The sequence below is a fragment of the Nocardiopsis sp. NPDC006832 genome (genome assembly GCF_040635885.1).
Lineage (GTDB): Bacteria > Actinomycetota > Actinomycetes > Streptosporangiales > Streptosporangiaceae > Nocardiopsis.
In genome coordinates this window covers 25,394-50,042 of the sequence record NZ_JBEYLC010000049.1, presented here as the reverse complement: position 1 = coordinate 50,042, position 24,649 = coordinate 25,394, and the positions used below count along the sequence as shown (strand labels likewise).

Annotated in this window: 20 protein-coding genes and 1 tRNA gene; 12 read left to right on the top strand and 9 right to left on the bottom strand. The window is 69.3% G+C overall.

The window, feature by feature from the left end; all coding sequences use genetic code 11:
* From ABZ717_RS21295 to ABZ717_RS21275, 5 genes are all read left to right on the top strand, one after another.
* On the top strand, positions 1 to 213 hold a 213-nt coding region (locus ABZ717_RS21295), incomplete at its 5' end, for an ABC transporter permease (protein ID WP_358513200.1).
* Positions 214 to 312: 99 nt separating this feature from the next.
* Positions 313 to 4,665 (top strand): hypothetical protein, encoded by a 4,353-nt coding sequence (locus ABZ717_RS21290; RefSeq protein ID WP_358513198.1) that lies wholly within the window; start codon positions 313 to 315, stop codon positions 4,663 to 4,665.
* A gap of 33 nt (positions 4,666 to 4,698) precedes the next feature.
* Complete coding sequence (locus ABZ717_RS21285) at positions 4,699 to 5,661, top strand: alpha/beta hydrolase (RefSeq protein WP_358513196.1); 963 nt, start codon at positions 4,699 to 4,701, stop codon at positions 5,659 to 5,661.
* 39 nt (positions 5,662 to 5,700) lie between these two features.
* Positions 5,701 to 6,048: a metalloregulator ArsR/SmtB family transcription factor gene (locus ABZ717_RS21280; protein WP_358513194.1), complete on the top strand. Its 348-nt coding sequence runs from the start codon at positions 5,701 to 5,703 to the stop codon at positions 6,046 to 6,048.
* Positions 6,041 to 6,700, top strand: coding sequence for an SRPBCC family protein (locus ABZ717_RS21275; RefSeq protein WP_358513192.1), 660 nt, complete (start codon positions 6,041 to 6,043; stop codon positions 6,698 to 6,700). Before ABZ717_RS21280 ends, ABZ717_RS21275 begins: the two co-directional genes overlap by 8 nt.
* 48 nt (positions 6,701 to 6,748) lie before the next feature.
* Here ABZ717_RS21275 and ABZ717_RS21270 read toward each other — a convergent pair whose 3' ends face one another.
* From ABZ717_RS21270 to ABZ717_RS21245, 6 genes are all read right to left on the bottom strand, one after another.
* Complete coding sequence (locus ABZ717_RS21270) at positions 6,749 to 7,213, bottom strand: DUF1801 domain-containing protein (RefSeq protein ID WP_358513190.1); 465 nt, start codon at positions 7,211 to 7,213, stop codon at positions 6,749 to 6,751.
* Between the two features lie 231 nt (positions 7,214 to 7,444).
* On the bottom strand, positions 7,445 to 8,905 hold the full coding sequence (locus ABZ717_RS21265) for a polysaccharide lyase family 1 protein (RefSeq protein ID WP_358513208.1): 1,461 nt from the start codon (positions 8,903 to 8,905) through the stop codon (positions 7,445 to 7,447).
* A 421-nt stretch (positions 8,906 to 9,326) separates the two neighbouring features.
* Positions 9,327 to 9,400 (bottom strand) — tRNA-Val (locus ABZ717_RS21260).
* A 49-nt stretch (positions 9,401 to 9,449) separates the two neighbouring features.
* Complete coding sequence (locus ABZ717_RS21255; RefSeq protein ID WP_358513188.1) at positions 9,450 to 9,908, bottom strand: peroxiredoxin; 459 nt, start codon at positions 9,906 to 9,908, stop codon at positions 9,450 to 9,452.
* 79 nt (positions 9,909 to 9,987) lie between these two features.
* Positions 9,988 to 10,413 (bottom strand): DUF3052 domain-containing protein, encoded by a 426-nt coding sequence (locus ABZ717_RS21250; RefSeq protein WP_304070790.1) that lies wholly within the window; start codon positions 10,411 to 10,413, stop codon positions 9,988 to 9,990.
* Positions 10,414 to 10,600: 187 nt separating this feature from the next.
* The gene (locus ABZ717_RS21245) at positions 10,601 to 11,011 is read right to left on the bottom strand and encodes a secondary thiamine-phosphate synthase enzyme YjbQ (RefSeq protein WP_358513186.1); all 411 of its coding nucleotides are present in this window, start codon (positions 11,009 to 11,011) and stop codon (positions 10,601 to 10,603) included.
* Positions 11,012 to 11,140: 129 nt separating this feature from the next.
* Here ABZ717_RS21245 and ABZ717_RS21240 point away from each other — a divergent pair, with 129 nt between their 5' ends.
* Positions 11,141 to 12,802, top strand: a complete 1,662-nt coding sequence (locus ABZ717_RS21240; protein ID WP_358513184.1) for an alkaline phosphatase D family protein — start codon at positions 11,141 to 11,143, stop codon at positions 12,800 to 12,802.
* A gap of 58 nt (positions 12,803 to 12,860) precedes the next feature.
* Here the strand turns inward: ABZ717_RS21240 and ABZ717_RS21235 are convergent, their stop codons facing one another.
* Together ABZ717_RS21235 and ABZ717_RS21230 are read right to left on the bottom strand one after the other, a co-directional pair.
* Positions 12,861 to 13,871: a hypothetical protein gene (locus tag ABZ717_RS21235; protein WP_358513182.1), complete on the bottom strand. Its 1,011-nt coding sequence runs from the start codon at positions 13,869 to 13,871 to the stop codon at positions 12,861 to 12,863.
* Positions 13,872 to 14,175: 304 nt separating this feature from the next.
* On the bottom strand, positions 14,176 to 15,420 hold the full coding sequence (locus ABZ717_RS21230; protein ID WP_358513180.1) for a helix-turn-helix domain-containing protein: 1,245 nt from the start codon (positions 15,418 to 15,420) through the stop codon (positions 14,176 to 14,178).
* Between the two features lie 256 nt (positions 15,421 to 15,676).
* On the opposite strand from ABZ717_RS21230, the gene ABZ717_RS21225 reads away from it, so the two are divergent.
* The 5 genes from ABZ717_RS21225 to ABZ717_RS21205 all read left to right on the top strand — a co-directional run bounded on the left by ABZ717_RS21225 (position 15,677) and on the right by ABZ717_RS21205 (position 20,622).
* On the top strand, positions 15,677 to 16,654 hold the full coding sequence (locus ABZ717_RS21225; protein WP_358513178.1) for an ACP S-malonyltransferase: 978 nt from the start codon (positions 15,677 to 15,679) through the stop codon (positions 16,652 to 16,654).
* Between the two features lie 2 nt (positions 16,655 to 16,656).
* Positions 16,657 to 17,613 (top strand): beta-ketoacyl-ACP synthase III, encoded by a 957-nt coding sequence (locus tag ABZ717_RS21220; protein WP_358513176.1) that lies wholly within the window; start codon positions 16,657 to 16,659, stop codon positions 17,611 to 17,613.
* Positions 17,614 to 17,684: 71 nt separating this feature from the next.
* Complete coding sequence (locus ABZ717_RS21215; RefSeq protein WP_358513174.1) at positions 17,685 to 17,924, top strand: acyl carrier protein; 240 nt, start codon at positions 17,685 to 17,687, stop codon at positions 17,922 to 17,924.
* 126 nt (positions 17,925 to 18,050) lie between these two features.
* Positions 18,051 to 19,289, top strand: a complete 1,239-nt coding sequence (gene fabF, locus ABZ717_RS21210) for a beta-ketoacyl-ACP synthase II (protein ID WP_358513172.1) — start codon at positions 18,051 to 18,053, stop codon at positions 19,287 to 19,289.
* Between the two features lie 169 nt (positions 19,290 to 19,458).
* Positions 19,459 to 20,622: an EAL domain-containing protein gene (locus tag ABZ717_RS21205; RefSeq protein ID WP_358513170.1), complete on the top strand. Its 1,164-nt coding sequence runs from the start codon at positions 19,459 to 19,461 to the stop codon at positions 20,620 to 20,622.
* 67 nt (positions 20,623 to 20,689) lie between these two features.
* Here the strand turns inward: ABZ717_RS21205 and ABZ717_RS21200 are convergent, their stop codons facing one another.
* Positions 20,690 to 21,631 carry an SGNH/GDSL hydrolase family protein gene (locus tag ABZ717_RS21200; protein ID WP_358513168.1) on the bottom strand — a complete coding sequence of 314 codons (942 nt, stop codon included), beginning with the start codon at positions 21,629 to 21,631 and terminating at the stop codon, positions 20,690 to 20,692.
* 692 nt (positions 21,632 to 22,323) lie between these two features.
* Between ABZ717_RS21200 and ABZ717_RS21195 the strand changes: the two genes are divergently transcribed.
* Positions 22,324 to 24,642, top strand: coding sequence for a hypothetical protein (locus tag ABZ717_RS21195; RefSeq protein ID WP_358513166.1), 2,319 nt, complete (start codon positions 22,324 to 22,326; stop codon positions 24,640 to 24,642).
* Positions 24,643 to 24,649: the final 7 nt, after the last annotated feature.

Here is a 24,649-nt window from a genome sequence, read left to right as displayed (position 1 = left end):
GGCACCAGCATGGCGGCGCCGGTGGAGACCCTGCCCGACTGGCTGCGGAGCTGGGCGGGGATCAACCCGGTCACCCACGTCATGGACGCCGCCCGCGCCCTGCTGACGGGTACGCCGGTCGGGGACACCGTCACCTGGACGCTGGCCTGGTCGGCGGGGCTGATCGCGGTGTTCGCCCCACTGTCGGTGTGGGCGTTCAACCGCCAAGGCTGACCCGATCCGCCCTCCCTCGGCATCGTCCCAACGCCTAGAGTGGCCGAACGGTAGGGGTTCCAGCCCCGGGGTCGTCGACGCGAGGGCGGTGGGACACGGGTGACCCGTGAGTACGGCGGCGACCACGTCGACCTTCGAAACGCGGAGGTCGGACGCGATCTCATCGGCAAGGTGGAGCACCACTACCACCACCCCGCTCCTTCGAGGCCCGCACCGCTCGGCGTGCCCGTGGGCGATCTCTCGCCCGCGGACGCCCACACCTTCGAGGTGCACGAGGTCGCCGACCCCACCGGCGGCGACGAGCTTCCACCACTGCCGCCCTACCTGTACCGCTCCGACGTCGACGATCCGTTGCGCGCGGCCGTGCGCGACGCGCGCAACGCGAGCGGTCTGGTGCTGCTGGTGGGTGGTTCGTCGGTGGGCAAGACCCGTGCCTGCTGGGAGGCGGTCCACGCGGAGCTGCCCTCGCACTGGCGGCTGTGGCATCCGCTGTCGCCCACTCGTCCCGAGGCCCTGAAGGAGGCCCTGCGGGCGGATCGGGTCGCGCCCCACACGGTGGTGTGGCTCAACGAGGCCCAGTTGTACCTACGTGAACCGGAGGCACTGGAGGCGCTCCAGGGGTTGCTCGCCGACGCGTCGCGCGGACCCGTCCTGGTCCTGGGTTCGCTGTGGCCGGAGTACTGGCGGGAGCTGCTCGATGAGGCCTCCACCGGCAGGGAGGGTCGCCATCTGCTGGATCGGGCACGCGACATCATCGTCCCGGGCTCCTTCACCTCGGCCGAACTGCGCGCCAACGCGGACCTGTCCCGCACCGATCGACGCCTGCTCTGGGCCCTGAGGGAGGGCGACCAGGGTCAGGTCACCCAGGCGCTGTCCGGCGCCTTGGACCTGCTCCGCCGCTACCGGCACGGCACCCCGGTCGAGCGCGCGGTCCTGGAGGTCGTCATGGACGCCTCCAGGCTGGTCGAGTACGGATTCTCCTTTCCCGCAGCCTTCCTCAAGGGCGCGGCCCCCGGGTACCTCTCCCCCACCGAACGCGCGCGGTTGCCCGATAAGTGGTTCACCACCGTGGTCGAGAGTCTGACGCGGCGGGGGCCGGGAACCCCCGGGCCGCTGATCCCCGATCCGGCCGAGAAGAAGCGGAGGGCACGGTATCTGCTCCCCGACTACCTGGAGGAGTACGGACGCGATCAGCGCCGCCACCTGTGCCCACCGGACTCCTTTTGGGAGGCGTTGAGCGGCCCCGCGGGAAACGAGGTATACACGCTCCCCGAGCTCGCCCGGGCGGCCGAGGACCGGTTGCTCCTGCGGCATGTGGACGCGATCGTTCTCCGAGACACTCCCCCGTTCATCTACCCAGGGCGAGGCGAGCAGTTCGAGCGCCGCGCGCGGCTGCGCACACGCGCCGGTGACCACGCGACCGCGGAGCGCCTGGCCACCGACGCCGCCCTCTCCGGACGCCCCAACGCTCTATTGGAACTGCTCGATACCGCCGACCGACCCGAACTCACTCGGGCCGCCTTCGCCCTGCTGCGACGGACCGAAAGCACCGACCGGGTCGTCGAAGAGATCGCCCTTCGCCTTCACACGGCCTCGGAGGAGAGAAAACGCGCTCTGGCACGGATCCTCGAAGAGAACACGGGCCCCGATGGACTTCGGGCCATGGTCGAATTGCTCCGGCCGCTCCGTGACCGGACGGGGATCCGACTGTGCCTGGAGCGCATCGGTCCGGAGGAGGCCCAAGCCGCCGAAGCGGAACAGTCCGCGTGGGAAGCCGAGTGGGATCAACGGATCGACCAGGCGATCGAAAACGCGAAGAGCGGCCACTCGGATCCTCTGGACGACCTGCTGGTAGAGGACTCCCATCCGTTGCACCCCCTGATCCGGGTCGAGATCGCCCGACGCTGTGTGTCCGCCGGGGTGCACGAGCCGATTCTGGAACGAACGGCGCCCTTCCATGGTCCGGCGTCCCCTAAAACCTTTCAGGGGTGGCCGGTCCACCCCGAACTCCTGGAGGCCCTCGCCGAGTGCGGGGATCCACAATGTCTGAACACCGTGGCCCAGATCGCGAAGAGCGTCGAGGCCTGGGACACCTGTGCCCGTTTCCTCGAACTCGCCGTCCGCGCCGGGGCCACCTGGCGGGATCTGGCGGTGAACATGAACGCGCTGGCGCTCTCCGGCCGTACGGAGGTGGTCTCGCGCCTCCTGGAAGGCTTCACCGACCTCGGGGCCAAGAAACTCGCGCTACGACTGCACCTGCGCACCGGGGATCTGGCGGCCGCCGAACGTCTGGCCTTCCCTGAGATATACGACCACCTGGGCCGATTCGGCATGGGACAGGTGCAGGCGGTTCTCATCCGGCACCTGAGGCGTCGAGGGGACACGAGCGCCGCCGCACATCTGGCTCGCAGATCCGCGGGTCACACCGACGATCCCGACTCCTTTTCCGCCCTCTCGGAGCTGCTCACGGAACAGGGACGGCCCGCGGAGGCCATCGAAGTACTGGCCTCCGGCTCCCTCCACGGGGCGGCCTTGGAGGAGGTCGTCCATGGCCTATCGACCGAACCTGTGGCTTCCGAGGCGGCGGAACGCATGCGTTACCCGTGGGCCCCGTGGCGGAACGGACCACTGCTGACTCTACTGGCCTGGTCGGCAGAGGCCGCGGGGGACGACGAGCGAGCCCGAACGCTGCGCCCCCGAGGGGGAGAACTCGTCGACGGCGATCTCCTGCACTACCTGAGCGGAGTCGTCCTGCCCACAACAGTGCGGGAGGGGCGAGAAGCCAAGGCCCATCGACGGGAGTCGCGGGCGTTGGTCCGTCATCTCAGACACGGCACACCGCTCACCCTGGCGCGTCACCTGGCCGAGGGGGTCGACACCGTTCCCGGGTTCACCCGCAGGGAAAGGTGGGCCGCCGATCGGCCGACCCATCCTGCCCTGAGCATTGGATCGCAGGTGTCCCGCCGGTACGAGGGCCGCCTGCTGATGGGGGTCCTTCTCGTCTCGGCCTCCCAGATGTACCGGATCAAAGGAGACGCGGCCTCGGCCGATGAACTGGAGGAGGCGTCGCTGCGTGTCGGTGGCTCGGGGGCGGTCCCCCTCCTGGTACGGGGCCATCTGGCGTCGGGAGAACACGCCAGGGTGCGCGCGCTGCTGGAATTTCTCGGCGAGGAGGTCGCCGACGCGAAGGCCGCCCACGAACGCTCTCGACCCGTGTCGAACGAGAAGGAATCCCTCCGGCACGCTCAGTGGCGTTCTTACCACTTGGACTCGGAGCACCACGCCCAGCGTGCTCTGGTCCACTTGGTGAGAGCGGGCGCGCTGCACCTGGCCGACGACATCATCGAGTGTTTGGCTCCGGCCTCGGAGTATTCCGATGGCGTCCGCGTCCGATTCATGTCCCAGAACAAGTCCCCGGTGGACCCGCTGTTGGAGGCGGCTCGCCCCGACCTGGCCCTGGTCGCGGTCGGCTGGTTGCGGGAGCATCGGTGCCATCTCGACTTGTCCCATGTGACCAGAGATCTGGAGCTCGAAGGGGACTGGGACAACGCCGCTCTGTTCCAGGCTCTGCCCGGTGGCGATATCACCGACTCGGAGCACCTCGCCCATGCCCGGGCTCTGTCCGAGGGTGGCGCGGCGCCCGACGTCTCCGCTCAGGTCGCCCTCTTGGACTCCCACGTCCGCCTCGCGGAGGAACGGGGCGATGACCGGGAGGCCGAACGGGCGGCCGGAAGAGCGGCCCTCGCCGGCCATGGCACCGTCATGGAGGGCCTGGCCCGCCGTCGAATCGAGCGCGGCGAGAACGTCGGCCGTTGGCGTACCGTTCTCGAACGTGGTCTGACCCCGGCCGGGGACCCGGACCCTGACTGGTGCGAGGCCACGAAGGCACGTGGGAACCTGCGCCCCATGGTCGTGGACCGACGTCCCATGGACTACACGACCTTGTGGAAGCCGGACGGCCGCGCCAAGGTCGTCGGTGTTCCCACCCCTTACACATTCCGCGTACGCCACTTCCTCCTCCCTCTCGTCCTCACGACATTCGCGCCCTCGGAGGCGGAGGCGGCGATCCTGACCACGACCGCGGTGTCGCTATCGGCCACCCTGGTGCTACTGCCCTGGTTGACCGCGGACGCACGTCGCCGGTGGCCACTACGCGCATGGGGTCTCACCTTTCTCATCTTGCAAGCCGTGTTCTGGGGGCCCGCCTTGGTCGGGGTGTCCTCCGCGGCCGTCGCCGAACGATGTTCCCCTGCCCGTGCCCTGGTGAGCATGGTCTTGGCACCACTTTCCCTGATGGCCGTGGCCGGGTTCGCCCTTTTCTCGACCTGGCTGGGAACACTGGGCGGGGCCGTCATGAGCTTGGGCATGGTGTACGCGTTCCTGGCCCTGGTCTACCGGAACCGTCGAAGAGCGCACCACCGCTACCTGGCCGATCTGCGATCCGAGGCATGACCGATCGAGCCCGAAAACACGAAAGGAACCGACATGGACCTCAAGCACCACCACGTCGAGGTGAACGGGCTGCGGTTGCACGTGGCCGAGCAGGGTGAGGGACCGCTGGTCCTGCTGCTGCACGGATTCCCGGAGAGCTGGTACTCCTGGCGACACCAGTTCGCCCCGCTGGCGGAGGCCGGTTACCGGGTGGCCGCCCCCGACCAGCGCGGCTACGCGCGCAGCGACCGGGCCGCGAGCGTGGACGAATACTCCCTGCCACACCTGGTCGGGGACGTCACCGCGCTGATCACCGCGTTGGGCGCCGAGGACGCCGTGGTCGTGGGACACGACTGGGGCGCGCCGGTCGCGTGGACCACCGCCCTGCTCCGCCCCGACCTGGTGCGCGGCGTGGTCGGGTTGAGCGTCCCTCCGCTCCCGCCGGCGGGCATGCCATCGATCGAGTCCTCCCGTGCGATCTACGGGGACCGTTACTACCAGGCCTACTTCCAGGAGCCCGGCCGTGCCGACGCCGAACTGGCCGCGGACCCGGCCGCCACGCTGCGCCGGATACTGGTCACCGCCTCCGGTGACGGCCCCTCCCCCGAGCCCGTGCCGTGGATCGTCCCCGAGGGGGCGACCGTGGTGGAGTCCCTGCCCGAACCTTCCGAGCTGCCCGCCTGGTTGACCGCCGAGGACCTGGCGGTCTTCACCGAGGACTACTCGGCGCCCGACGCCTTCACCGGGCCGCTGAACTGGTATCGCAACATCGACCGCAACCAGGGGCTGATGGCGGCGTTCCAGGGGCTGCGGATCGAGGTGCCTGCGCTGTACATGGTGGGTGACAGGGACATGGTCACCGCCCTGAAGGGGGTGCCGGAACTGCGGGAGGCACTGCCGCACATCGTGCCGAAGCTGCGCGACGACATCACCCTGCCGGGTTGTGGCCACTGGACCCAGCAGGAGCGGCCCGAGGAAGTCGACGCGGCCCTGTTGGACTTCCTCCGCTCAATCTAAGCCCTCGCTTATATAAGCACATGTTGATATTATGCGCTTATGCACGCCTTCGACGTACTCGGGGATCCGGTCAGGCGCCGCCTGCTGGAACTGCTCGCCGACGGGGAACTCAGCTCGGGCGAGCTGACCAAGGTGGTCCGTGAGGAGTTCGGGATCAGCCAGCCCGCCGTCTCCCAGCACCTGCGGGTGTTGCGGGAGAGCGGGCTGGCGACCGTGCGAGCCGAGGGCACCCGGCGGTTGTACGCGGTCGACACCGAGGCCCTGCGCCCGGTGGACGCCTGGTTGGACCCGTTCCGACGTTTCTGGGCGCCGCGGCTGGCCGCTCTGGAGACCGAGATCGCCCGGGGCAAGCGACAGCACCGTATGGAGGGGGAAGACGATGGGTGAGTACGAGGACCTGGACGTGGACGCTCAGATCGAGGCGGTCACGCGCGGGTTGGAGACCCGTGACTGGGAGGGCCGACGAACGCTGGTGTCGGTGATCTCCCAGCGCTACGACACGACCGTCGAGGACCTGTGGGACGCCTGCACCTCGACCGAACGCCTCCCCCGCTGGTTCGCCCCGGTCGCGGGCGACCTGCGTCTGGGCGGCGCCTACCGGATCGAGGGCAACGCGAGCGGCGTCATCGAGGCCTGCGAGCCGCCCCGGTCCTTCGACGCCACGTGGGAGTTCGGGGGTGACGTCAGCTGGATCTCGGTGCGGGTCGATCCCGACAGCGAGGGCGCGCGTCTGACCCTGGAACACACCGCCGACGCCGAGAAGGTGGAGGCGTTCTGGGAACGGTTCGGACCGGGCGCGACCGGTGTGGGCTGGGACCTGGCGTTCATCGGTCTGGCCGCGCACCTGGGCACCGACATCGACTCCCCGGTGGAGGCCGACGGCTGGGAGACCACCAAGCAGGGCCGCAGGTTCATCACCGACAGCAGCGCCGCCTGGGCCGAGGCGGGGATCGCCTCGGGCACCCCTCGCGAACAGGCCGAGGCCGCCCGGGACCGCACCACCGCGTTCTTCCTGGGTGAGGCCCCCGAAGCGGAGTGAGCCGAGGGGGCGCGGACGGGGTGGCCCGCGTCCCCCGGTCCTTCGTTCTCAGCGCACGGCCTGCTCGACCAACTCGCTGATCCGCTTCTCCGCCGCCTCACTCAGTTCGGTCAACGCGAAGGCCGTCGGCCACAGACCGCTGTCGTCGTCCAGGGCGGCCTGTTCGGAGAACCCGAACGTGGAGTAGCGCTCCTTGTCCATCCGGCCGCTGCGGAAGTAGCACACGACCTTCCCCTTCCTGGCGTAGGCGGGTTGGCCGTACCAGAGTTTGGGGGCCAGGTCCGGGGCTGCTGTCGTGACGAGGGTGTGCACCCGCTCGGCCAGTTCCCGGTCCCCTTCCGGCATCGAGGCGATCTTGTCCCGCACGTCCCGCGCGTCGGCTGCGGCCTTGTCCGCGCCTCGGCCCCGGCGGGCGGCGGTCTTCTTCTCCGCGACCCGTTCCTTCAGGGCGGCGCGCTCCCATTCGGAAAGCCCCTGCTCCGCGGAGGCGTCCTTGTTCTCGCCGCTGCTCATCACTGCTCCCATGCCTCTACTCACCGTGTGGTGGTACCCACGGTAGATACCCGAGCCGAGCGGGGCTTCTCGATTCCTGACCGAGGCACGGAAGACCACTTCCAGGGGAAACGACGGGACGACCCCGCGAAGAGGACCGGGTCCTCCAACGGGGCCGTCCCGGGGAGAGTGGATTCCGGGTGAATCGTCCATATCCCGGCCCGGCTCGCCGCCGCCTACGCCATCCGGTGACTAGCCGGTGTAGGTCTCGAACTCGGCGACGCGCGGCGTGCCGTTCGAGCCGGTGATCTCGAAGTCGATCTTTCGAAGCGTCGTCGGTTCGAAGGTGATGGCACCCGCTCCACTGCCGGTGGCCAGGACGGCACCGGTGTCGTGGTCGGTGACCCTCCACGAGCCGATGTTGCCTTGGGCTCCGGCCTGCTCACGGATGTTGATCGTGGACACCGTGGTTTCGGAGCCCCACTTGACCGAGATACGACCGGTCGAGCCGCTCGGTGACCAGTAGGTGTTCATGTCGCCGTCGAGGACGTTCCCGTAGCTGGTCCCACCGGCCTTACCGGAACCGTCTGCGCCGGCCCCGATGCTGAGGTTGGTCCCGTCAGGGGGATCGGTCGGCTCCGGGTCTGTCGGCTCGGGGTCGGTCGGCTCCGGGTCGGTCGGTTCCTCCGCTTCGCAGTTGCCGTCCGAGGTCCGGTTGCCCTTGCCGGCGCCCGCGGTCTGGTTCAGCACGTCCAGCACACAGGCTGCGTCGTCGAGTTCGTAGGGGTAGGGGATGCTCACCGAGGTGTTGGACTGCGGGTCGGGCCCGGCGGGGTGGTTCTCGTCGCCCTGGCTGGACCAGGTCACGTTGTCGAAGATGTTGCCGCCGACCTCCCAGGAGCCCATCTCATCGGTGTAGAAGGTGCCCAGGACGTCCTTGGAGTCCTCGAAGTGGTTGTTCTCCACCTTCGCGCTGGCCCCGGCCCGGGAGTTGATGCCGGACTTGTGCAGGTCCACGTAGTAGTTGTTGTACATGTGCCCCGTACCGCCGCGCAGGAGTGGGGCGCGCGAGTCGATGTTCTCGTACCGGTTGTGGTGGTACGTGACGTAGCCGTTCGAGCGGTCGCTCTCGCTGGACCCGACCAATCCGCCACGGCCGGAATTACGCAGGATGCTGTAGGAGAGGGTGACGTACTGAGTGTTGTTCTTCAGGTCGAAGAGGCCGTCGTAACCCTCCGACTCCCCGCCCGACGCCTCCAGGGTGACGTGGTCCACCCAGACGTTGCGTACGCCACTCTCCATACCGATGGCGTCGCCGCCGTTGGACGTGGGAGAACCGGACTTCTTGACGTTCCGGACGGTCACGTTCTGGATGATGATGTTGCTGGACTCCCGGATGTGGATGCCCAGCTGGTCGAAAACGGCTCCGCCGCCGGTACCGATGATCGTGACGTTGCTGATCCTCTTGAGCTCGATCACGTCGTCGGCGGTGTCGCAGCTGTCGCCCGACACCTTGGAGGTGTTGCCGTGGTCGATGGTTCCCTCCACCTCGATGATGATCGGGGTGTCGGTACCGGACCGATTGCACAAGGCCTCGTGGATCTGGGTTCCCGTGGTGGCACGTACCGTCTGTCCGCCCGCTCCGCCGGTGGTTCCACCGTTCTGGGTCGCGTAACCCGTGGCTTCACCGACCTGTGCCGACGCCGAGGTCATCGGCAGGGCCAGACCGGCCGCCACCGTGACCGCGGCGGCCGCGACGGCCAGCGTCGTCACGAGTCGACTCTTGATTGATCGTCTCACTGCTCACCCTTCGTAGTAGAGCATGAGCATTGACCTGCTCTACACCCGAGAGTAAAGAAAGCGCTTTCCGTGTCAAGGGGGGTTAATGCAACCGTTTGTAAGAAGTCTGAATCCCCAGGCCTCCCATCACGCCCGTGTACTGCGACTTCATGGGCATCCGACCAGATTCCGGAATCGATCACTCTGAAGCCTGCAACCGCTTGGGCTCTCTCATCGACGACGCGCCGCGACGGAGGAGGTCTCCTGGGGGCTCGGGGATCTCCCCCGGCAGGAATGACGAAACGACCCGGCGAGGCGGCCGAAGGCCGCCGAGCAAGGTCGTTCCGGAGTGGAGTGGGCGCGAAGGGACTCGAACCCCTGGCCTATTGCTTGTAAGGCAATTGCTCTAACCAACTGAGCTACGCGCCCGCTGCTTCGCGAGTGATCATACCGCTTCACGGAGCCGGATGCGCCCGGTTTATCCGTTCAGGGACCGAGCCCGCGCAAGGTACTCGGTCACGTCCCTGGCCTGCCAGGTCGGGGTGAGAACCGACCAGACGACGGCACCCTCGGAGTCGATGAGGAAGGTACCTCGGCGGGCGACTCCTCGTTCGGGGTCGAACACCCCGTAGGCCTCGGCGGTGGCACCGTGCGGCCAAAAGTCCGACAGCAGCGCGAACGGGAAGTCCTCCCGGTCCGACCAGGTGCGCAGGGCGAAGGTGGAGTCCACCGAGACCGCCAGCACGGTGACGCCGAGCTCCTCGAACTCGGCGTGGTGCTCCTTCAGGTCGGCGAGTTCGCCCGAGCAGACGCCGGAGAAGGCCAACGGGTAGAAGACCAGCAGCGCGGGTCCGCCCCACGGCAGGGTGGTGTCCTGGCCGTACTGGTCTTGAAGGGTGAACGCGGGGGCGGTGTCGCCCTCGGTGATGTGTCTCATGTTCACATTCGTTCGGGTCGGCGCGCAGGTCGGTGCCGGCGCCCGCCACTCGGCGGGCGCCCTGCCACGTCTTGGCCCGTTACCGCTTGGGGACGACCAGGCGGGTGCCCGACCACTCCTCACCGATGCTGACCGCACTGGTCTGGGACAGCCCCGAGGTGTTGGCCGCCTCGGCGACGTCGTTGGGGGACACGTGCAGTTCACGTCCCGCCTTCGGGGTCAGGACCAGGATGGTCCCGCCGTCGGCGATGGTGGTCACCGTGTCCATCAGGGCGTCGGTGAGGTCGTCTTCCTCGTCGGACCGCCACCACAGAAGTGCGGCGTCGACATCGCCGTCGTAGTCCTCGTCGACCAGCGCCTCGCCGGTGAGTTCGGCGATGGAAGCGCGCAGTCCCTCGTCGACATCGTCGTCGAAGCCGAATTCCTGCACCACCTGACCCGGCTTGAATCCGAGTCGGTCAGCCAAGCCGCGTTCGCTCTGTGCCTGGCCCGCGGTCGCGCTCACGAAAGTTCTCCTCCACAGATGGTTTTTATCAATCTCGCCTGCCGAAGCAGTCGTCATAACGATGTCGGGCTTTTCGCCGCCCGTCGCGTGGGTCCGTAACCATCGCTGATGGTCTAGTTCACACGGTAGTGCCTTCTGGCGTCAACGCGCCGGCGATCACGCCACACTTCGGGCCCCTCCGCGCCGTCTAATCGGCGTTGAGGTAGGACAGCCGGACCTTGCGGTCGGGGTTGTCCACGTTCAGGTCGACGACGGCGATGGACTGCCAAGTACCCAGTTCGAGTCTGCCCCCGACCACCGGGACGGTGGTCTGAGGAGCGACGTAAGCAGGCATGACGTGCGATCGCCCGTGTCCCTCGGTGCCGTGCTTGTGGCGCCAACGGTCGTCCGCCGGAAGCAGGTCGGCCAAGGACGCGAGCAGGTCGTCGTCGGACCCCGCGCCCAGTTCGATGATCGCCACGCCCGCCGTCGCGTGCGGGACGAAGACGTTGAGCAATCCGTCGCCCCCGGTCTCGGCGACGAAGTCTCCACACCGCCCTGTGATGTCGGTGATGCTCTCCGAGCCACCGGTGTGCAGCTCAAGGATCTGTGTCCGCATAGCGCCCACCTTCGCGCAGCCCGGGCTCGGGTGCAACCATCCGCCGTGAACCTGTGGATGACGCGACCCTCCCGTAGGGGCCATACTCGTCGTCAACGTGCACGGACATGAACGAAAGAAGGGACAAGGGTGACTGTCTCGTTACGTCTGGGACCGCAGCTGCGGCACGCGGGAACCTCCACGGCGACGGTGTGGGTGGAGACCGACGGCCCCTGTGACGTGCGGGTCCGGTTGGAGAACGGTCTGGTCTCCACCGCACGGACCTTCACGGTCCACGGTCACCACTACGCCGTGTGCGAAATCGAGGGTCTGCCCTCGGGCGCCGCCCTGTCCTACGAGGTCTTCCTCGATGAGGATCGGGTCTGGCCCGAACCCGAAAGCCCGATGCCGCCCAGCGTCGTACGCACCCTGGACGGATCGGCGCGGACCCGGTTGCTCTATGGATCGTGCCGCACCCCCACCGGCGATACCCCCGAGGGGCTGGTGCGCTACGGCCCGGACCTGTTGCGCGCCACCGCCCGGCGTCTGGCCACCGAGCCGGTGGAGGGCAACCTGGTGCTGTTGCTCATCGGGGACCAGGTGTACGCGGACGAGCTCCAGGAGCCGATGCGCGCCTACCTGCGACGGGCGCGCGAAGACGACACCGACGACGCCCCCGACGACGAGGTGGTGCGCTACGACGAGTACGCCGAGCTGTATCGGCTGGCCTGGTCGGATCCACAGGTGCGGTGGCTGTTGTCGACCGTGCCCACCCTGATGGTCTTCGACGACCACGACATCCGCGACGACTGGAACACCTCCGCGGCCTGGCGTCGATCCATGGACGAGCGACCGTGGTGGCGGACTCGGGTGACGAGCGGGCTGGGCGCCTACTGGGTGTATCAGCACGTGGGTAATCTCTCCCCGGAGGCCAGGGCCAAGGACCCCCTGTTGGCCGAGTTGAGGGACCACGCCGAGCGCGAGGAGGACGCCGCCGACGCGATCGACTCCTTCGCCTGGCGCGCGCACGCCGAACCCTCCTCCTATCGGTGGAGCCACCGGCACGACATCGGCGACGTACGGGTGTTGGTGACCGACACCCGTTGTGGCCGCGCGCTGGGTGAGGGCGACCCCTCGGACGGCTCCCGGTCGATCCTCGGCCCGCAGGGCCACGCCTGGTTGGACGAGAACCTCACCGGCGGCCCGGAACACGTCGTGGTGGCCTCCACCGTGCCCGTGCTCCTACCACCCGCCGTGCACCATCTGGAGGCCTGGAACGAGGCCGTGTGCGGCGGCGCGTGGGGGTCGGCCATGCGAGGGCCGGCGGAGAAGCTGCGTCAGGCCCTGGACCTGGAGCACTGGGGCGCCTTCCAGTACTCCTTCCACCGGTTGGCCGAGGCGGTGCTGGAGGTGGCCCGCGGGGAGCGCGGCCCGGCCCCGGCCACGGTGCTCCTGCTCAGCGGGGACGTGCACTTCTCCTACCTGGCGCGGGCGCACGCCCGTTCGGGGAGGACGACCTCCCGGGTGACCCAGTTGGTCTCCTCCGCCCTGTGCAACCAGTTGCCGGTCAACTTCCGCCGGGCGGCCGCCCTGTCGGCGAGCGCGCCCTTCCACCTGGCCGGCGTGGTCATGAGCGGGCTGTCCGGGGTCCGGCGTGGTCCGCTGCGGTGGCGGTTGGCCGAGAAGCCCTACTTCGGCAACACCATCGGCGAGGTGGACTTCGACGGCCGTGAGGCGTGGGCGCGTTGGTACGACTGCCCGCGGGGCGGTGACACCGCTCTGCCCGAGGTCCGTCGTTCGGTGGAGTTGTGACCGGGGCCGAACACACGTGTGGTGGTGCCCCGGGACCGGGACACCACCACAGGCGACATCAGGGCTTGTGCGAGGGCGGGCGGCGGCCGGCGTGACCACGGCGGCGGTTGCGTACGCTCAGGCCGAGGGCACCGCCCTGGTCCAGGATCTGCCGGGCGGCCCGGCCCACCGTGGCACCCGGGCCCGAGGAGGACGCCGTCACGTCGTTCTCGGTCGATTCGGCCGGGGTGTCGTCCCCGTCCTTCTTCGCCCGTTCGTCGGCGGTCTCGTCCTCGGCGGACTCGTCCCGGCCCCGCTCCAGGTGCGGGATGAGGGCCGTGGGCTCGTTGTCCGCGTCCTCCTCCGGAAGCGCCCGCAGCTTGCGCGTGCGCTGTAGCGTGCCGGCCTCGGGCTTGGCCTTGTCGTCCTCGACGACGGGCGTGGTCGGCTCGGTCGGGTTGGCCCGCTCGGTCGCCACGGCGTTCTTCCAGGCCTTGTCCTGCTCCTGGTCCTGGATCTTCTGCTGGGCCAGGCGACGGGCGCGTTCGGTGCGCCAGGCGCGGAAGGAACGGGCCAGGGGTGTGGCGATGGGCCAGGTCACCTTGGCCGGACGCGACAGGGCGTGCCACAGGTAGGCGGTGGTGCCCCAGGCCTCCATGGCACGACGCGCCCGCGTGATGGTGAAGAAGGTGGGCATGGCCAGCAATAGCTGCGGCCAGGCCAGGGCCAGCGCGGCGAACAGCGGGTACATGCCACCGCCGATGATCGCCGCGCACGCGCCGATGACCATCGGGGTCAGCGCCAGGGCCAGCCTGAGCTGGGTGAACTGACGGAACCGGTGCAGGGACCGCCGCGCCGAGACCGGCGGAGCCAGTCCCTCCGGCAACGGTGTGGGCTGCACGACGGCGGCCAGCAACAGCGAGGCCACGCCCACGCTCGCGGCCAGGAGGATCGTCCACCCGGCGGCGGAGAAGGTACCTCCCACCACGAGGTAGACCAGCCCCAGGAGAGGGAGCGGAGCCGGGACCCAGAACAGGACCCGTCTGCGAAGCTCGCCTTCTTGTGTCGGCTGCAGAACGAAATCGATCACCGGGCGTAGTACCCGAAACCTCTTCCTCGGTCGCTCGACCACTGCGTTGGACCCCCCAAGAACGTCGTGACGGAGCGGTGCGGGGAACCTCGCCCGAGGGTTTTCATCGCCTCTCGGTTCGACCCACAACCTGCCCGTATCAAATCTATCTCTTTCGCGTGGTCCCCGGGCGCACACGGTCAGTAACAGACATACCCGACGCTGGTGAAACTTCCATAAGAGGAACGATTTGCCAGGCAACGATCAGGTTACGCCGGATCTCCACCGCTGTCTCGGCCTTGGCTGATTCCGGTCGTAGGAGGCGTCAGGGTCGGGTTTCGGACAACCTTCCGAGGGCCACCGCCACACGCAGGACGAAGGAGCCTCGACCGTCCGACGGAATGTGTCCGGTGAGTTCGGCGATGCGGCTGAGGCGGTAGCGCACCGTGTTCGGGTGTACGAAGAGCATGCGCGCGGTGGCCTCCAGTGAGGACGCGTGCTCCAGGTATACCGAGAGCGTGTCCAACAGTGGGGAACCGGCTCCCTGCAAGGGCAGGTACACCTCCTCCACCAACTGGCGGCGCGCTTCGGTGTCTCCTTCGAGGGCGCGTTCGGGCAGCAGGTCGTCGGAGAGCACCGGCCGGGGCGCGTCGGGCCAGGCCACCGCCGCGCGCAGCCCCTGGACGGCGGCGCGCACCGACGTTCCGGCCGAGCGTAGATCGGGGACGGCGGGACCGACCACCACCGGGCCGGGGCCGAAGAGCCCGGCCAGGGGTTCGGCGCCCGCGGCGGGCAGGTCCTCTGGCGGGTAGCGATCGCCCACGCCCACGACGACGACCACGCGGCTCCCCTGCAGCCCGGCGAGCACGTCATGGCCCAGCCGTCGAGCGGCGGCCCGCAGGTCGTCCATGGCCTTGCCACCGTCCCGGTCACCCAGGTCGCCGACGATCGCGATCACCGGGGTGTGCGACCAGCCCAGGGCCGAACCCCAGGTCTGCAGTCCGTCCTCGCGGTCCCCGTGCAGCAGGGCATCGACGATGAGCGCCTCCAGGCGCGCGTCCCAGGCACCTCGGGCCTCGGCCGCTCGGGCGTAGACCTTCGCGGAGCTGAACGCGACCTCCCGCGTGTAACGCAGGATCGCCTCGCGTAGTTGTTGTGCGCCGCCGGGGGCCGCCAGGTCGTCGACCTCGCCCTCCACCACCTCGATGACCACCCGGATCATGTCGACGGTCTGTTGGAGGGAGACCGAACGGGTGAGCTCGCGCGGGGCCGTGCCGAAGACCTCCACGGTGATGGCGGGGCGACCTCGTCGCGGGTTGCGGAACCAGTCCACGAAGGCGGCCACCCCGGACTGGGCGACCAGCCCGATCCAGGATCGGTCCTGGGCGGACATCCTTCGGAACCAGGCGAGCCGTTCCTCCATGCGGGCCACGGCGGCGGTGCCCAGGGATCCCATGGAGCGCTCCAGGCGGCGCACGGTCTCCGTACGGATCTCGTCCGGTTCTACGACGGCCGGAGTGTCCGCGCCGTCCTCTGGGTGGTCCTCGGGTTGCCCGACTTCGGTGTTCACACTCTTAGGTTCGCATCCCGCACCGACCTGTTCGCGGCCTCACCCCCGTGTCGGCGGTCACCCCTTCGGCGGGAGTCGGCCGGTGCGGCACTCGGAGAGTGCGCGTACGGTCGGAGAACAGTGACCTCTTCCACCGGTTCCGGGTTCTCGCGAACCTCCCCGACCCGGTTTTGTGGATCCCCTACAAACGAGTTCGAGCGAACTTCGTGTCCCTCCCCATCCAACTGGCGATCTCCTACAGGGCAAGGTTGATGTCGTGCTTGTAATCGTTGCTCCCGGCCAAGGCGCCCAGGTCCCCGGTTTCCTCTCCCCGTGGCTCGAACTTCCCGGCATGGCCGAGACGTTCGCCTCGTGGTCGGAGGTGGCCGGGCTCGACCTCGTGCGCTACGGCACCACCGCGGACGCGGACGAGATCCGTGACACCGCCGTGGCCCAGCCCCTCCTGGTCGCCGCGGGGCTGGCCACCGCCAACGCCATGCTGGGCCGGTTGTCGGTCCCCGAGGCGCCGCTGCCCGCCGACCCGTCCTACGTGGACGCCGTCGCCGGTCACAGTGTCGGCGAGTTCACCGCCGCCGCGATCGCCGGCGTGCTCTCGCCCAAGGAGGCGCTGACGCTGGTGGCCGCACGCGGTCGCGGTATGGCCGACGCCGCCGCCCGCACCGAGACCGGTATGACCGCGGTCCTGGGCGGTGTCCGCGAGGACGTCCTGGCCGCGATCGAGGACGCGGGGCTGACCCCCGCCAACGACAACGGTTCCGGGCAGATCGTGGCCGCGGGCACCACCGAGCAGTTGGCCGCCTTCGCGGAGAACCCGCCCCAGCGCGCCCGCACGCGTGCGCTGTCGGTCGCGGGAGCCTTCCACACCGAGCACATGGCCCCGGCCGTGGAGCGGGTCCGTGAGGCCGCCGCCAGGACGAGTCCGTCCGACCCCACCGTGCGTCTGCTCTCCAACGCCGACGGCGCCGTGGTCGAGAGCGGCTCGGAGTACCTGGACCGTCTTGTGTCGCAGATCTCCTCCCCGGTCCGCTGGGACGCCTGCACGCAGACCCTCGCCGACCTCGGCGTGACCGCCCTCATCGAGCTCACCCCCGCCGGTACCCTCACCGGGCTGGCCAAGCGTGCCCTGCGCGGTATCGAGCTCCTCGCGGTGAAGACCCCCGACGACCTCGATCGCGCCGGCACCCTCATCAAGGAGCACGCGGGCGTTTCCGCGGACTCCAAGCAGGAAGGCTGATCATGTTCAACGTCCCGAGCACGCCCGGTGGCGCCGCGATCCGCTCCTTCGGCGAGTTCCAGCCCTCCAACGTGGTCACCAACGCCGACCTGGCGGAACGCGTCGAGACCAGCGACGAGTGGATCCAGAGCCGGGTGGGGATCCGGGAGCGACGGGTCGCCGGCCCCGAGGACACCGTCCTGAGCATGGCCGTGGCCGCCGGTGGAAAGGCCCTGGCCTCCAGCGGCCTGTCCCCCGAGGACATCGACCTGGTGATCGTGGCGACCTGCACGGTGCAGGACCAGATCCCCAACACCGCGGCGAGCGTCGCCGCCCGGCTCGGCGTCGTGGCCCCGGGCGCGTTCGACGTCAACGCCGCCTGCGCGGGCTTTTGCTACGCGATCGGGTTGGCCTCGGACAGCGTCAGGGCCGGCAGCTCCCGCAACGTGCTGGTGATCGGTTCGGAGAAGCTCAGCGACTGGGTGGACTGGGACGACCGTTCCACCTGCGTGATCTTCGCCGACGGTGCCGGTGCGGCGGTGGTCTCGGCCTCTGAGGAGCACGGCATCGGCCCCGTGGTGTGGGGTTCCTCCGGCGAGCGCGCCGACAAGATCTTCCTGCGTGAGGGCAAGTACCTCTACCAGGAGGGGCAGGCCGTCTTCCGGTGGACCACCACCGAGTTGTACAAGGTCGCCCTGGAGGCGTTGGAGCGGGCGGGCGTGGAGCCCTCCGAACTGACCGCCTTCGTCCCCCATCAGGCCAACCTGCGGATCGTCGAGTCGATCGCACGCAAACTGGGAGCTCCCCAGGCACGCGTGGCACACGATATCGTCACCGCCGGCAACACCTCCTCCGCGTCGATCCCACTCGCGCTCTCGCGCATGGTCGGCAGGGGGGAACTGCCGTCGGGGAGCATCGTGCTCACCCTCGGTTTCGGAGCGGGTCTGGTCTACGCCGCTCAGGTGATCCGTATCCCCTGAGGGAACGGACCCACCTTTGCGTACGCGGGGCCGTTCCCCGACATCGAACGTCGAACAAGGAGAAACAAGACATGGCTCTCAGCGAGCAGGAGATCCTGGCCGGCCTCGGCAAGATCATCGAGGAGATCGTCGGCACCGAGCCCTCCGAGGTCACGCCCGAGAAGAACTTCGTGGACGACCTGGACATCGACTCGCTGTCCATGGTGGAGATCGCCGTCGCCGCCCAGGACAAGTTCGGCGTCGAGATCCCCGACGACCAGCTCAAGGACCTCAAGACGGTCCAGGACGTCGTGAACTTCATCCAGAAGTAGCCTCATCGGGCCGCCGGAACACACCCCGTCCCGGCGGCCCCGCCCTCACCCGGGGGCACACCAGACCTCATCCGCAACGCCTCTCGGCCCCGGCCGGGAACGACCCACGAGAAGGGCGATCGGATCATGCCTAAGACCGATGTCGTCGTCACCGGCCTCGGCGCCACCACCCCCCTGGGGGGTGACGTAGCGACCACATGGTCCGCGCTCCTCGATGGCCGCTCCGGCATCAGCGCTCTGCCGGAGGAGTGGCACGACAAGCTCCCGGTGCACTTCGCCGGGCAGATCGCGCAGGAGCCCTCCGAGAAGCTGCCGCGGCCCCGGCTGCGGCGTCTGGACCGCACCCAGCAGTTCGCGCTCATCGCCGCCCAGGAGGCCTGGGACCACGCCGGCGCGCCCGAGGTCGACCCCCTGCGTCTGGGTGTGGTCGTCTCCAGCGGGATCGGTGGCATCCTCACCATCCTGGAGCAGTACGACACCTTCCGGGAGAAGGGCTGGAAGCGGGTCTCCCCGTTCACCGTGCCCATGCTCATGCCCAACAGCCCCGCGGCGGCCGTCGCCCTGGAGTTCACCGCGCGCGCCGGCGCCCACGCCCCGGTCAGCGCCTGCGCCTCCAGCGCAGAGGCCATCGCCAACGCGGTCGACATGATCCGTGCCGGGCGGGCCGACATCGTCATCGCGGGCGGGACCGAGGCGGCCATCCACCCGCTGAACATCGCCTCCTTCGCCTCCATGCGCGCATTGTCCACCCGCAACGACGACCCGCAGGGCGCCTCCCGCCCCTGGGACGCCCAGCGAGACGGCTTCGTCATGGGCGAGGGCGCCGGCATCCTCGTGCTGGAGTCCGCCGAGCACGCCGCCAAGCGCGGCGCGAAGGTGTACGCGCACGCCTCCGGTGTGGGCTACACCGACGACGCCCACGACATCGTCATGCCCGACCCCGAGGGCGCCGGGCAGGCCCGCGCCATCACCCAGGCGCTGACCGACGCCGACCTGAAGCCGAGCGACATCGTGCACGTCAACGCGCACGCCACGTCCACCCCTGCCGGTGATGTCGGTGAGACCCGCGCGATCCGCGCGGCCCTGGGCGACTCCGCCGCCGACCAGGTCGCGGTGACCTCCACCAAGTCCATGACCGGTCACCTGCTGGGCGGCGCCGGCGCGGTGGAGTCGATCGCCACGATCCTGGCGCTGCACGAGGGTCGGATCCCCCCGACCATCAACATCACCGAGCTGGACCCCGATGTGGCCGTGGACATCGTCCGCGACAAGCCGCGGGACATGCCGACCGGTGACGTGGCCGCCATCAACGAGTCCTTCGGGTTCGGCGGGCACAACATCGCGGTGGCCTTCCGCCGCGCCTGATCCGCGCGGGCGGCCGACCGTTCCATCCATATTGTGGGCGTCACTCTCGGTGGCGCCCACAGTCGTATGCGCGAACACTGTGAACAACCGGCACCGCCCGGCTCAAGAACGGCTGAACAGGCGCGTAAAGGGCTTCAGATCGGCCCTCTCCGCGGGCCACCATGGTGGTGTGTCCACCCTGCACTCCCAAAACACACTCCCGGCCCCCGGCGCCCCCGCACACGGGTCGAAGAAGCGCCGGGGACCGACTTTTCGCCCCATAGTGGACCTGGACTCCGGCGCGGTGGTGGCCGTGGAGGTCGTCGCCCCGGTACCGGAGGGTCTGGGTCGCCCGGACGGATCCGGCCGCGAGGCCACGCTCGTCGCCGAGTGGCTGTCGGCGCTGGTTCGCTCGGTGGGCGGAGCCGATAGCCTGCTGCCGTTGGTGCTTCCGCTGCCGTCGGTGGCGTTGGCCGATGGTGGAGGCCTTCCCGCGATGGCCGAGAGCGCGTTGCGGCGGGCGGGTCGACGTCCGCGCGACGTCACCCTCATGCTCACCCCCGACCTGGTGGACCTGCCCAGGGACATCGTGATGGCCGGGGTCTCGGGGTTGCGTTCGGTGGGGTTCCGGTGCGGATTCGGTACCGGGATGGCCCGACCGGACATGGTGTTGGAGGCCCTCCCCTTCCTCATCCGGTTGGACCCGAAGCTGGTGGCGGGGATCGACTCCGACCAGCGCCACAGCGGCATCGTCGAGGGGCTGTCCCGGATCGGTCGCAGCAGCGGCGTGTACGCCCTCGGCGCGGGGGTGACCCGGGCCGAGGAGATCGTGCGGCTGCGCGAGTGCGGGGTGCGTCTGGGCAGTGGAACGTTCTTCACCGACCCCGGTTGGCGTCCGGGCGAGAAGGTGACACCCGTACCCGAACCCGCGGCCACCACCCTGGGCGACACCGACACCGGGCCCCGGGTCACCGAGTTCATGGTGCCCCCGCTGGACTTCGACTCCGAGTCGACCGGCGAGCACGTGCTGGAGGCGTTCACCGCCGACGCCGCCCTCAACAGCGTGGTCCTGATCGACCACCGGGAGCGACCCACCGGGGTGATCGACCGGACCCGATTCCTGTTGTCGGTGACCGGACGCTACGGGCACGCGCTGCACGCCAAACGTCCGGCCCTACGCCTGGCGGAGTCACCGCGGACGGTACCGGCGTGGATGTCGGCGATCGCGGCGTTGCGTGTGGCGGGTCAGGACCGCGAACGGGTCTACGACGACCTCATCGTGACCAATCCCTACGGCCAGTGCCTGGGAGTGGTGCACGTCAGCGACCTGATCCAGTCCCTGTCCCGGCGGTGAACCCCGACCCGGGGAACGGAACGGCCACCCCGCCGAACGTGTGCGGGGTGGCCGGGGTGATGGACGCTCACCTGGAGGGTTCGGGTCCTTTGGTCCCCGACGGGCTGCTGGTGGGAATCGAGTCACCGGCCGGGTAGCCGTTGTAGTGGGTGTCGGCGCCGACCTCGCGCAGCTGTCGGCGCAGCCGCTCCCGGGTCTCCTCGTCGTGCAGGTATTCCAGTTCGGGACGGCGGGCCATCCGACCGTCCCCGGAGGAGCGGCCCATGGCGCGGCGACGCAGCCACGGTACGAGGTACTGACGCGCCCAGCGACGACCCTCCCGGCGTCGCAGGATCCGCGGGAGCTGCTGGGGCGGGGTGGACCACGGGTCCGTCCAGGATTCGGGCGGGCCCATCGGGAACCCGAGCAGGTCGGCCACGCGGGCCGCGACGATCTGGTGACCGGCGCCGTTGGGGTGCAGCCGGTCGTCGCTCCAGGCACGAGAGTCGTTGAGGGCGTTGAGCGCCCACAGGTCGATGATCTCGGTGCCGGTACGTTCGGCGACCGCGCGCATGTGCATGCTGAACACCGCGATGCGTCCGCGGTACAGACGCAGGACCGGGATCCACCCGGTGTCGTGGCCGGCCAGGATCACCACGCGGATGCCCGCGTCGCGCAGCCGACGCACCCCCCACTCGAAATGTTCGGCGAGTTCGTCCGGGTCGTGGCCGGGCCGCAGCACGTCGTTGCCGCCCGCCAGCACGGTGACCAGGTCGGGCTTCCACTCCAGCGCTCGGTCGAGTTGTTCACCGAAGATGTGTTGCATCCGTCGACCACGAACACCGAGATTGGCGTATCGGAAGTCCGGGGACAGAGTGCCCAGGTGTTCGGCGAGACGGTCCGCGAAGCCCCGGTAGGTGCCGCCCGGCCCACTGTCGTCTTCCATCCCCTCGGTGATGCTGTCACCGATGGCCACGTAGGACCGGATGAGTTCCGGTCTGTCCGTGGCATCGGCGGCAGGGGGATTCATCTCAAGGTCTGTCACGTCAACCAATCATCCGGATCGACCGTTCCACGCCTGCCGAGCACCGGGGTGCGCGGAAACGGAAGTCTTGGTGGGGCGCGGTGTGCCGCCGGCCCGTGTTGTCCGAGCACCGTGGCCCCCGGGGGCGGTTGCGGCCACCCGGCCGAAGTGGGCGCTTCGAGCGAGAACAGTGCCCATCCAGCATACCCGCGTCCGACATTCACATGTCGGATTCGGTTCGGCCGACACCTACCGGCACGCCTCATGTCCAGGGCACCTCGGTACACCGTTCGCGTGCGAACGCTCACGGCCACCCGCCGGCCACGACTCTGGGAACAACGTCCGATATGGCAGAGAAGAGCCTCATGCCATATATGAGGTAATTCACATCTCATTTCACGGTTTCGTCATGGAACTCCAGTACCACAGCGATCACACACCGTGGCGAAACCTCACCGGAGCCCGCTGAAACGGATCGGGACTACCCTTGTGCTCTCTGGCCACGTACGATCGCGTCAAGTGCTCACGGCACCCCCGTCCCTCGGTCCCCCGTTTCCTCTCACAGCAGGGCCGGAGCGTTCTCTAAGGGCCTGTCCCCCTGATGGCCCGAGGCGCGTACTGTGGTGCATCGAACCGAAGGCCCGTGCGGTTCCTCCTCAATTCACGAGCAGACACCAGGAGGTCGAGGTCCCCAGCGGATGAACGCCGTCTCTCCGATCTGCCTCGTCGACCTCGCACCTGCCCTGCGCTGGTCGAGGTCGCCGGACGTGGCATCCCTGCTCAGACACGACCGGCTGATCGACGGTTGGTGGCACTCCCTGCCCATCACCCGCGTTCTGGACATCGCCGGCCCACCCTGGCTGGCCCAAGGCCTGGCCCGGCTCGCGGTCGAGCAGTGGGACCACGTACCCCTGACGGAATTCCTGCCCAGTCTGCGCGGCCAAGCGGTGGACTGTGCCGAACTCTCCGAACCCGTACGCGAAGCGGTCACGACCACCGCCGGCAGTTGGGAGAAACTCGTCTCGGCCACCCCCCGCGAGATCCTGGAGTGGGGACCGGCCCAGTGCGGTGTCCTCGACATCGTCAGCACCGTCGCCTGGCGTGCCCTGCAACCGTGCTGCGAACTTCCCGGCGGGCCCACGCCCTCCCCGGCACTGATGTTGGAGGCCGTGCGCACCATCTCGCACTGGCTTCCCGAGTCCGCGCCCGATCACGTGCGCAACGCGCTCGACTACCTCGACGCGGCCACCGGCGCGCACGAGGCCCCCGGCTCCTCGGTGAACGGTTCCGACTCGACACCGCCCCAGTCCCCGGCCACGCGGGCCATCCGCACCCTGCGGGCCCTACGCGCCCAGCGCGAGGAGGGCCGGCCGGACACCGCCGACGTCCACGTCCCCGCGGGAATGGAGCCCACCCCCAGCCCCACTCCGCCGCCTTCGCAGACCCCGCTGGGCGGCATGGTGAGTTCGGCCGCGATGATCCCCGGTGACGCCGCCGAGGGCGCCCCCGAGCCCCCCGAGGCGCAGAACGATGTGGGCGACCTTCGTTCGCAGTTCCGCAGTTCCCTGCTGGGCCCGGGCCGTACCCTGCGTCGTCCCAGCTTCAGCCGTCCCAAGCTGCGCCCCGAACAGCCCGAGGAACGTCCGGCCCCCGCGCTGGGGCAGCACCCCTTGGTGGACGCGGTCGAGGAGATGTTCCGCTCCTGGCCCGACCTGGAGCGGACGGTGGCGGCCGAACGGCTCTTCGCCACCGATCCCATCAGCATCCGGGTGCTCTCCGAGCAGATCGCGGTGGACGTCACCGAGATCCGCGGCGCCCAGCGCAAGGTGGAGGAGCGACTGTTGCAGTGGCTCTCCTCCCCCGAGGGCGCCACCATCACCAAGCATCTGCGCGAGCTGTCCGACCAGTTGGGTTCGGCGACCACCATCGACCGACTCATCAACGCGCACCCGGACCACCCGGTGGACGTGCCCACCCTGCACACCCCGCTGTGGCGGGTGATCATCACCCTGTTCACCGACCGCCGCATGCACAACGGCTGGCTCATCGCCGACGATCCCAACCGACTGCGCTGGCAGACCCGGGAGATGCTCGGTGACACACCCGACCTGACCGAGGCCGGCATCCGGCTGGGCCGGATCGGTATCCGCCAGCAGGAACTGCGCGCCTGGCTGCTGAGCACCCCGGGTGTGAACCTGCGCGAGGGCCGTGTCCTGGTGGACACCTCCGTGCCCATGGAGGCTCCGACCGGCGGTCACTCCCCCGAGGGTTCGGGCACCACCGAGAACGGCCTGCCGATCCGGCGCCGCCCGGAGACCGCCGCGGACTCCCCCGTGGAGGCCCCCGCCCCGACCCACGGATACAGACCCGACTCGGGCGCGTTCCCACAGGTGGCACCACCGCCCGCGCCGATGACACCGCACCTCGGGCAGCAGCCTCAGCCTCCGCTGGCGCCCCCGGCGCCGACCCGTCACGGCGCGAGCGAACCCGCGATGTCGGCCCGCTGCTTCCGTGCCCCGGACGGCCGCTGGTGGCACCGCATCGACATCACCGCCGACCATCTCAACGGCGCCCCGGTGGCCGTGCCCGCCGGGTACGCCACACACCTGGGACTGCAACCCGGACGTCTGCTGTGCCTGACCGCGCCCGGAGCGGACCTGCTGGTGCTGGTCTGGCGCGATCAGCCGGCCTTCGACTCGTTGCGCCCGCTGCTCCGCAGGCAGGCCGCGCAGCCCGGCGACCGCATCTTCATCACGGTCTCCGGCGACAGGTTGGACGCGCGCAAGCTCCCGGTGAGCGACCTGAGCGGTCACTCCCCCTACGCTCGGGCCCTGCACCTGATCGGCTACACCGCACCGGCCGCCACGGACGAGGCGCTCAAGATCCTCTCCCGCAGGATCACCGACAACGGCGACGAGTCGCTGGCCGCCCCGCAGGCCCTGCTCGACGTCCTGTCCCTACGCGGGGACGAGGACATCGCCGGGGAATTGCGTTCGGGCATGTTCGCCGCGCACTGACACCCAC

Excerpts from the sequence above, each read along its gene's own strand:
- ABZ717_RS21280 (WP_358513194.1), top strand. The coding sequence starts at position 5,701 with ATGCACGCCTTCGACGTACTCGGGGATCCGGTCAGGCGCCGCCTGCTG.
- ABZ717_RS21270 (WP_358513190.1), bottom strand. The coding sequence starts at position 7,213 with ATGAGCAGCGGCGAGAACAAGGACGCCTCCGCGGAGCAGGGGCTTTCC.
- ABZ717_RS21285 (WP_358513196.1), top strand. The coding sequence starts at position 4,699 with ATGGACCTCAAGCACCACCACGTCGAGGTGAACGGGCTGCGGTTGCAC.
- fabF (WP_358513172.1), top strand. The coding sequence starts at position 18,051 with ATGCCTAAGACCGATGTCGTCGTCACCGGCCTCGGCGCCACCACCCCC.
- ABZ717_RS21265 (WP_358513208.1), bottom strand. The coding sequence starts at position 8,905 with ATGACCTCGGCGTCGGCACAGGTCGGTGAAGCCACGGGTTACGCGACC.
- ABZ717_RS21255 (WP_358513188.1), bottom strand. The coding sequence starts at position 9,908 with ATGAGACACATCACCGAGGGCGACACCGCCCCCGCGTTCACCCTTCAA.
- ABZ717_RS21275 (WP_358513192.1), top strand. The coding sequence starts at position 6,041 with ATGGGTGAGTACGAGGACCTGGACGTGGACGCTCAGATCGAGGCGGTC.
- ABZ717_RS21200 (WP_358513168.1), bottom strand. The coding sequence starts at position 21,631 with ATGAATCCCCCTGCCGCCGATGCCACGGACAGACCGGAACTCATCCGG.
- ABZ717_RS21220 (WP_358513176.1), top strand. The coding sequence starts at position 16,657 with ATGTTCAACGTCCCGAGCACGCCCGGTGGCGCCGCGATCCGCTCCTTC.
- ABZ717_RS21215 (WP_358513174.1), top strand. The coding sequence starts at position 17,685 with ATGGCTCTCAGCGAGCAGGAGATCCTGGCCGGCCTCGGCAAGATCATC.
- ABZ717_RS21245 (WP_358513186.1), bottom strand. The coding sequence starts at position 11,011 with ATGCGGACACAGATCCTTGAGCTGCACACCGGTGGCTCGGAGAGCATC.
- ABZ717_RS21195 (WP_358513166.1), top strand. The coding sequence starts at position 22,324 with ATGAACGCCGTCTCTCCGATCTGCCTCGTCGACCTCGCACCTGCCCTG.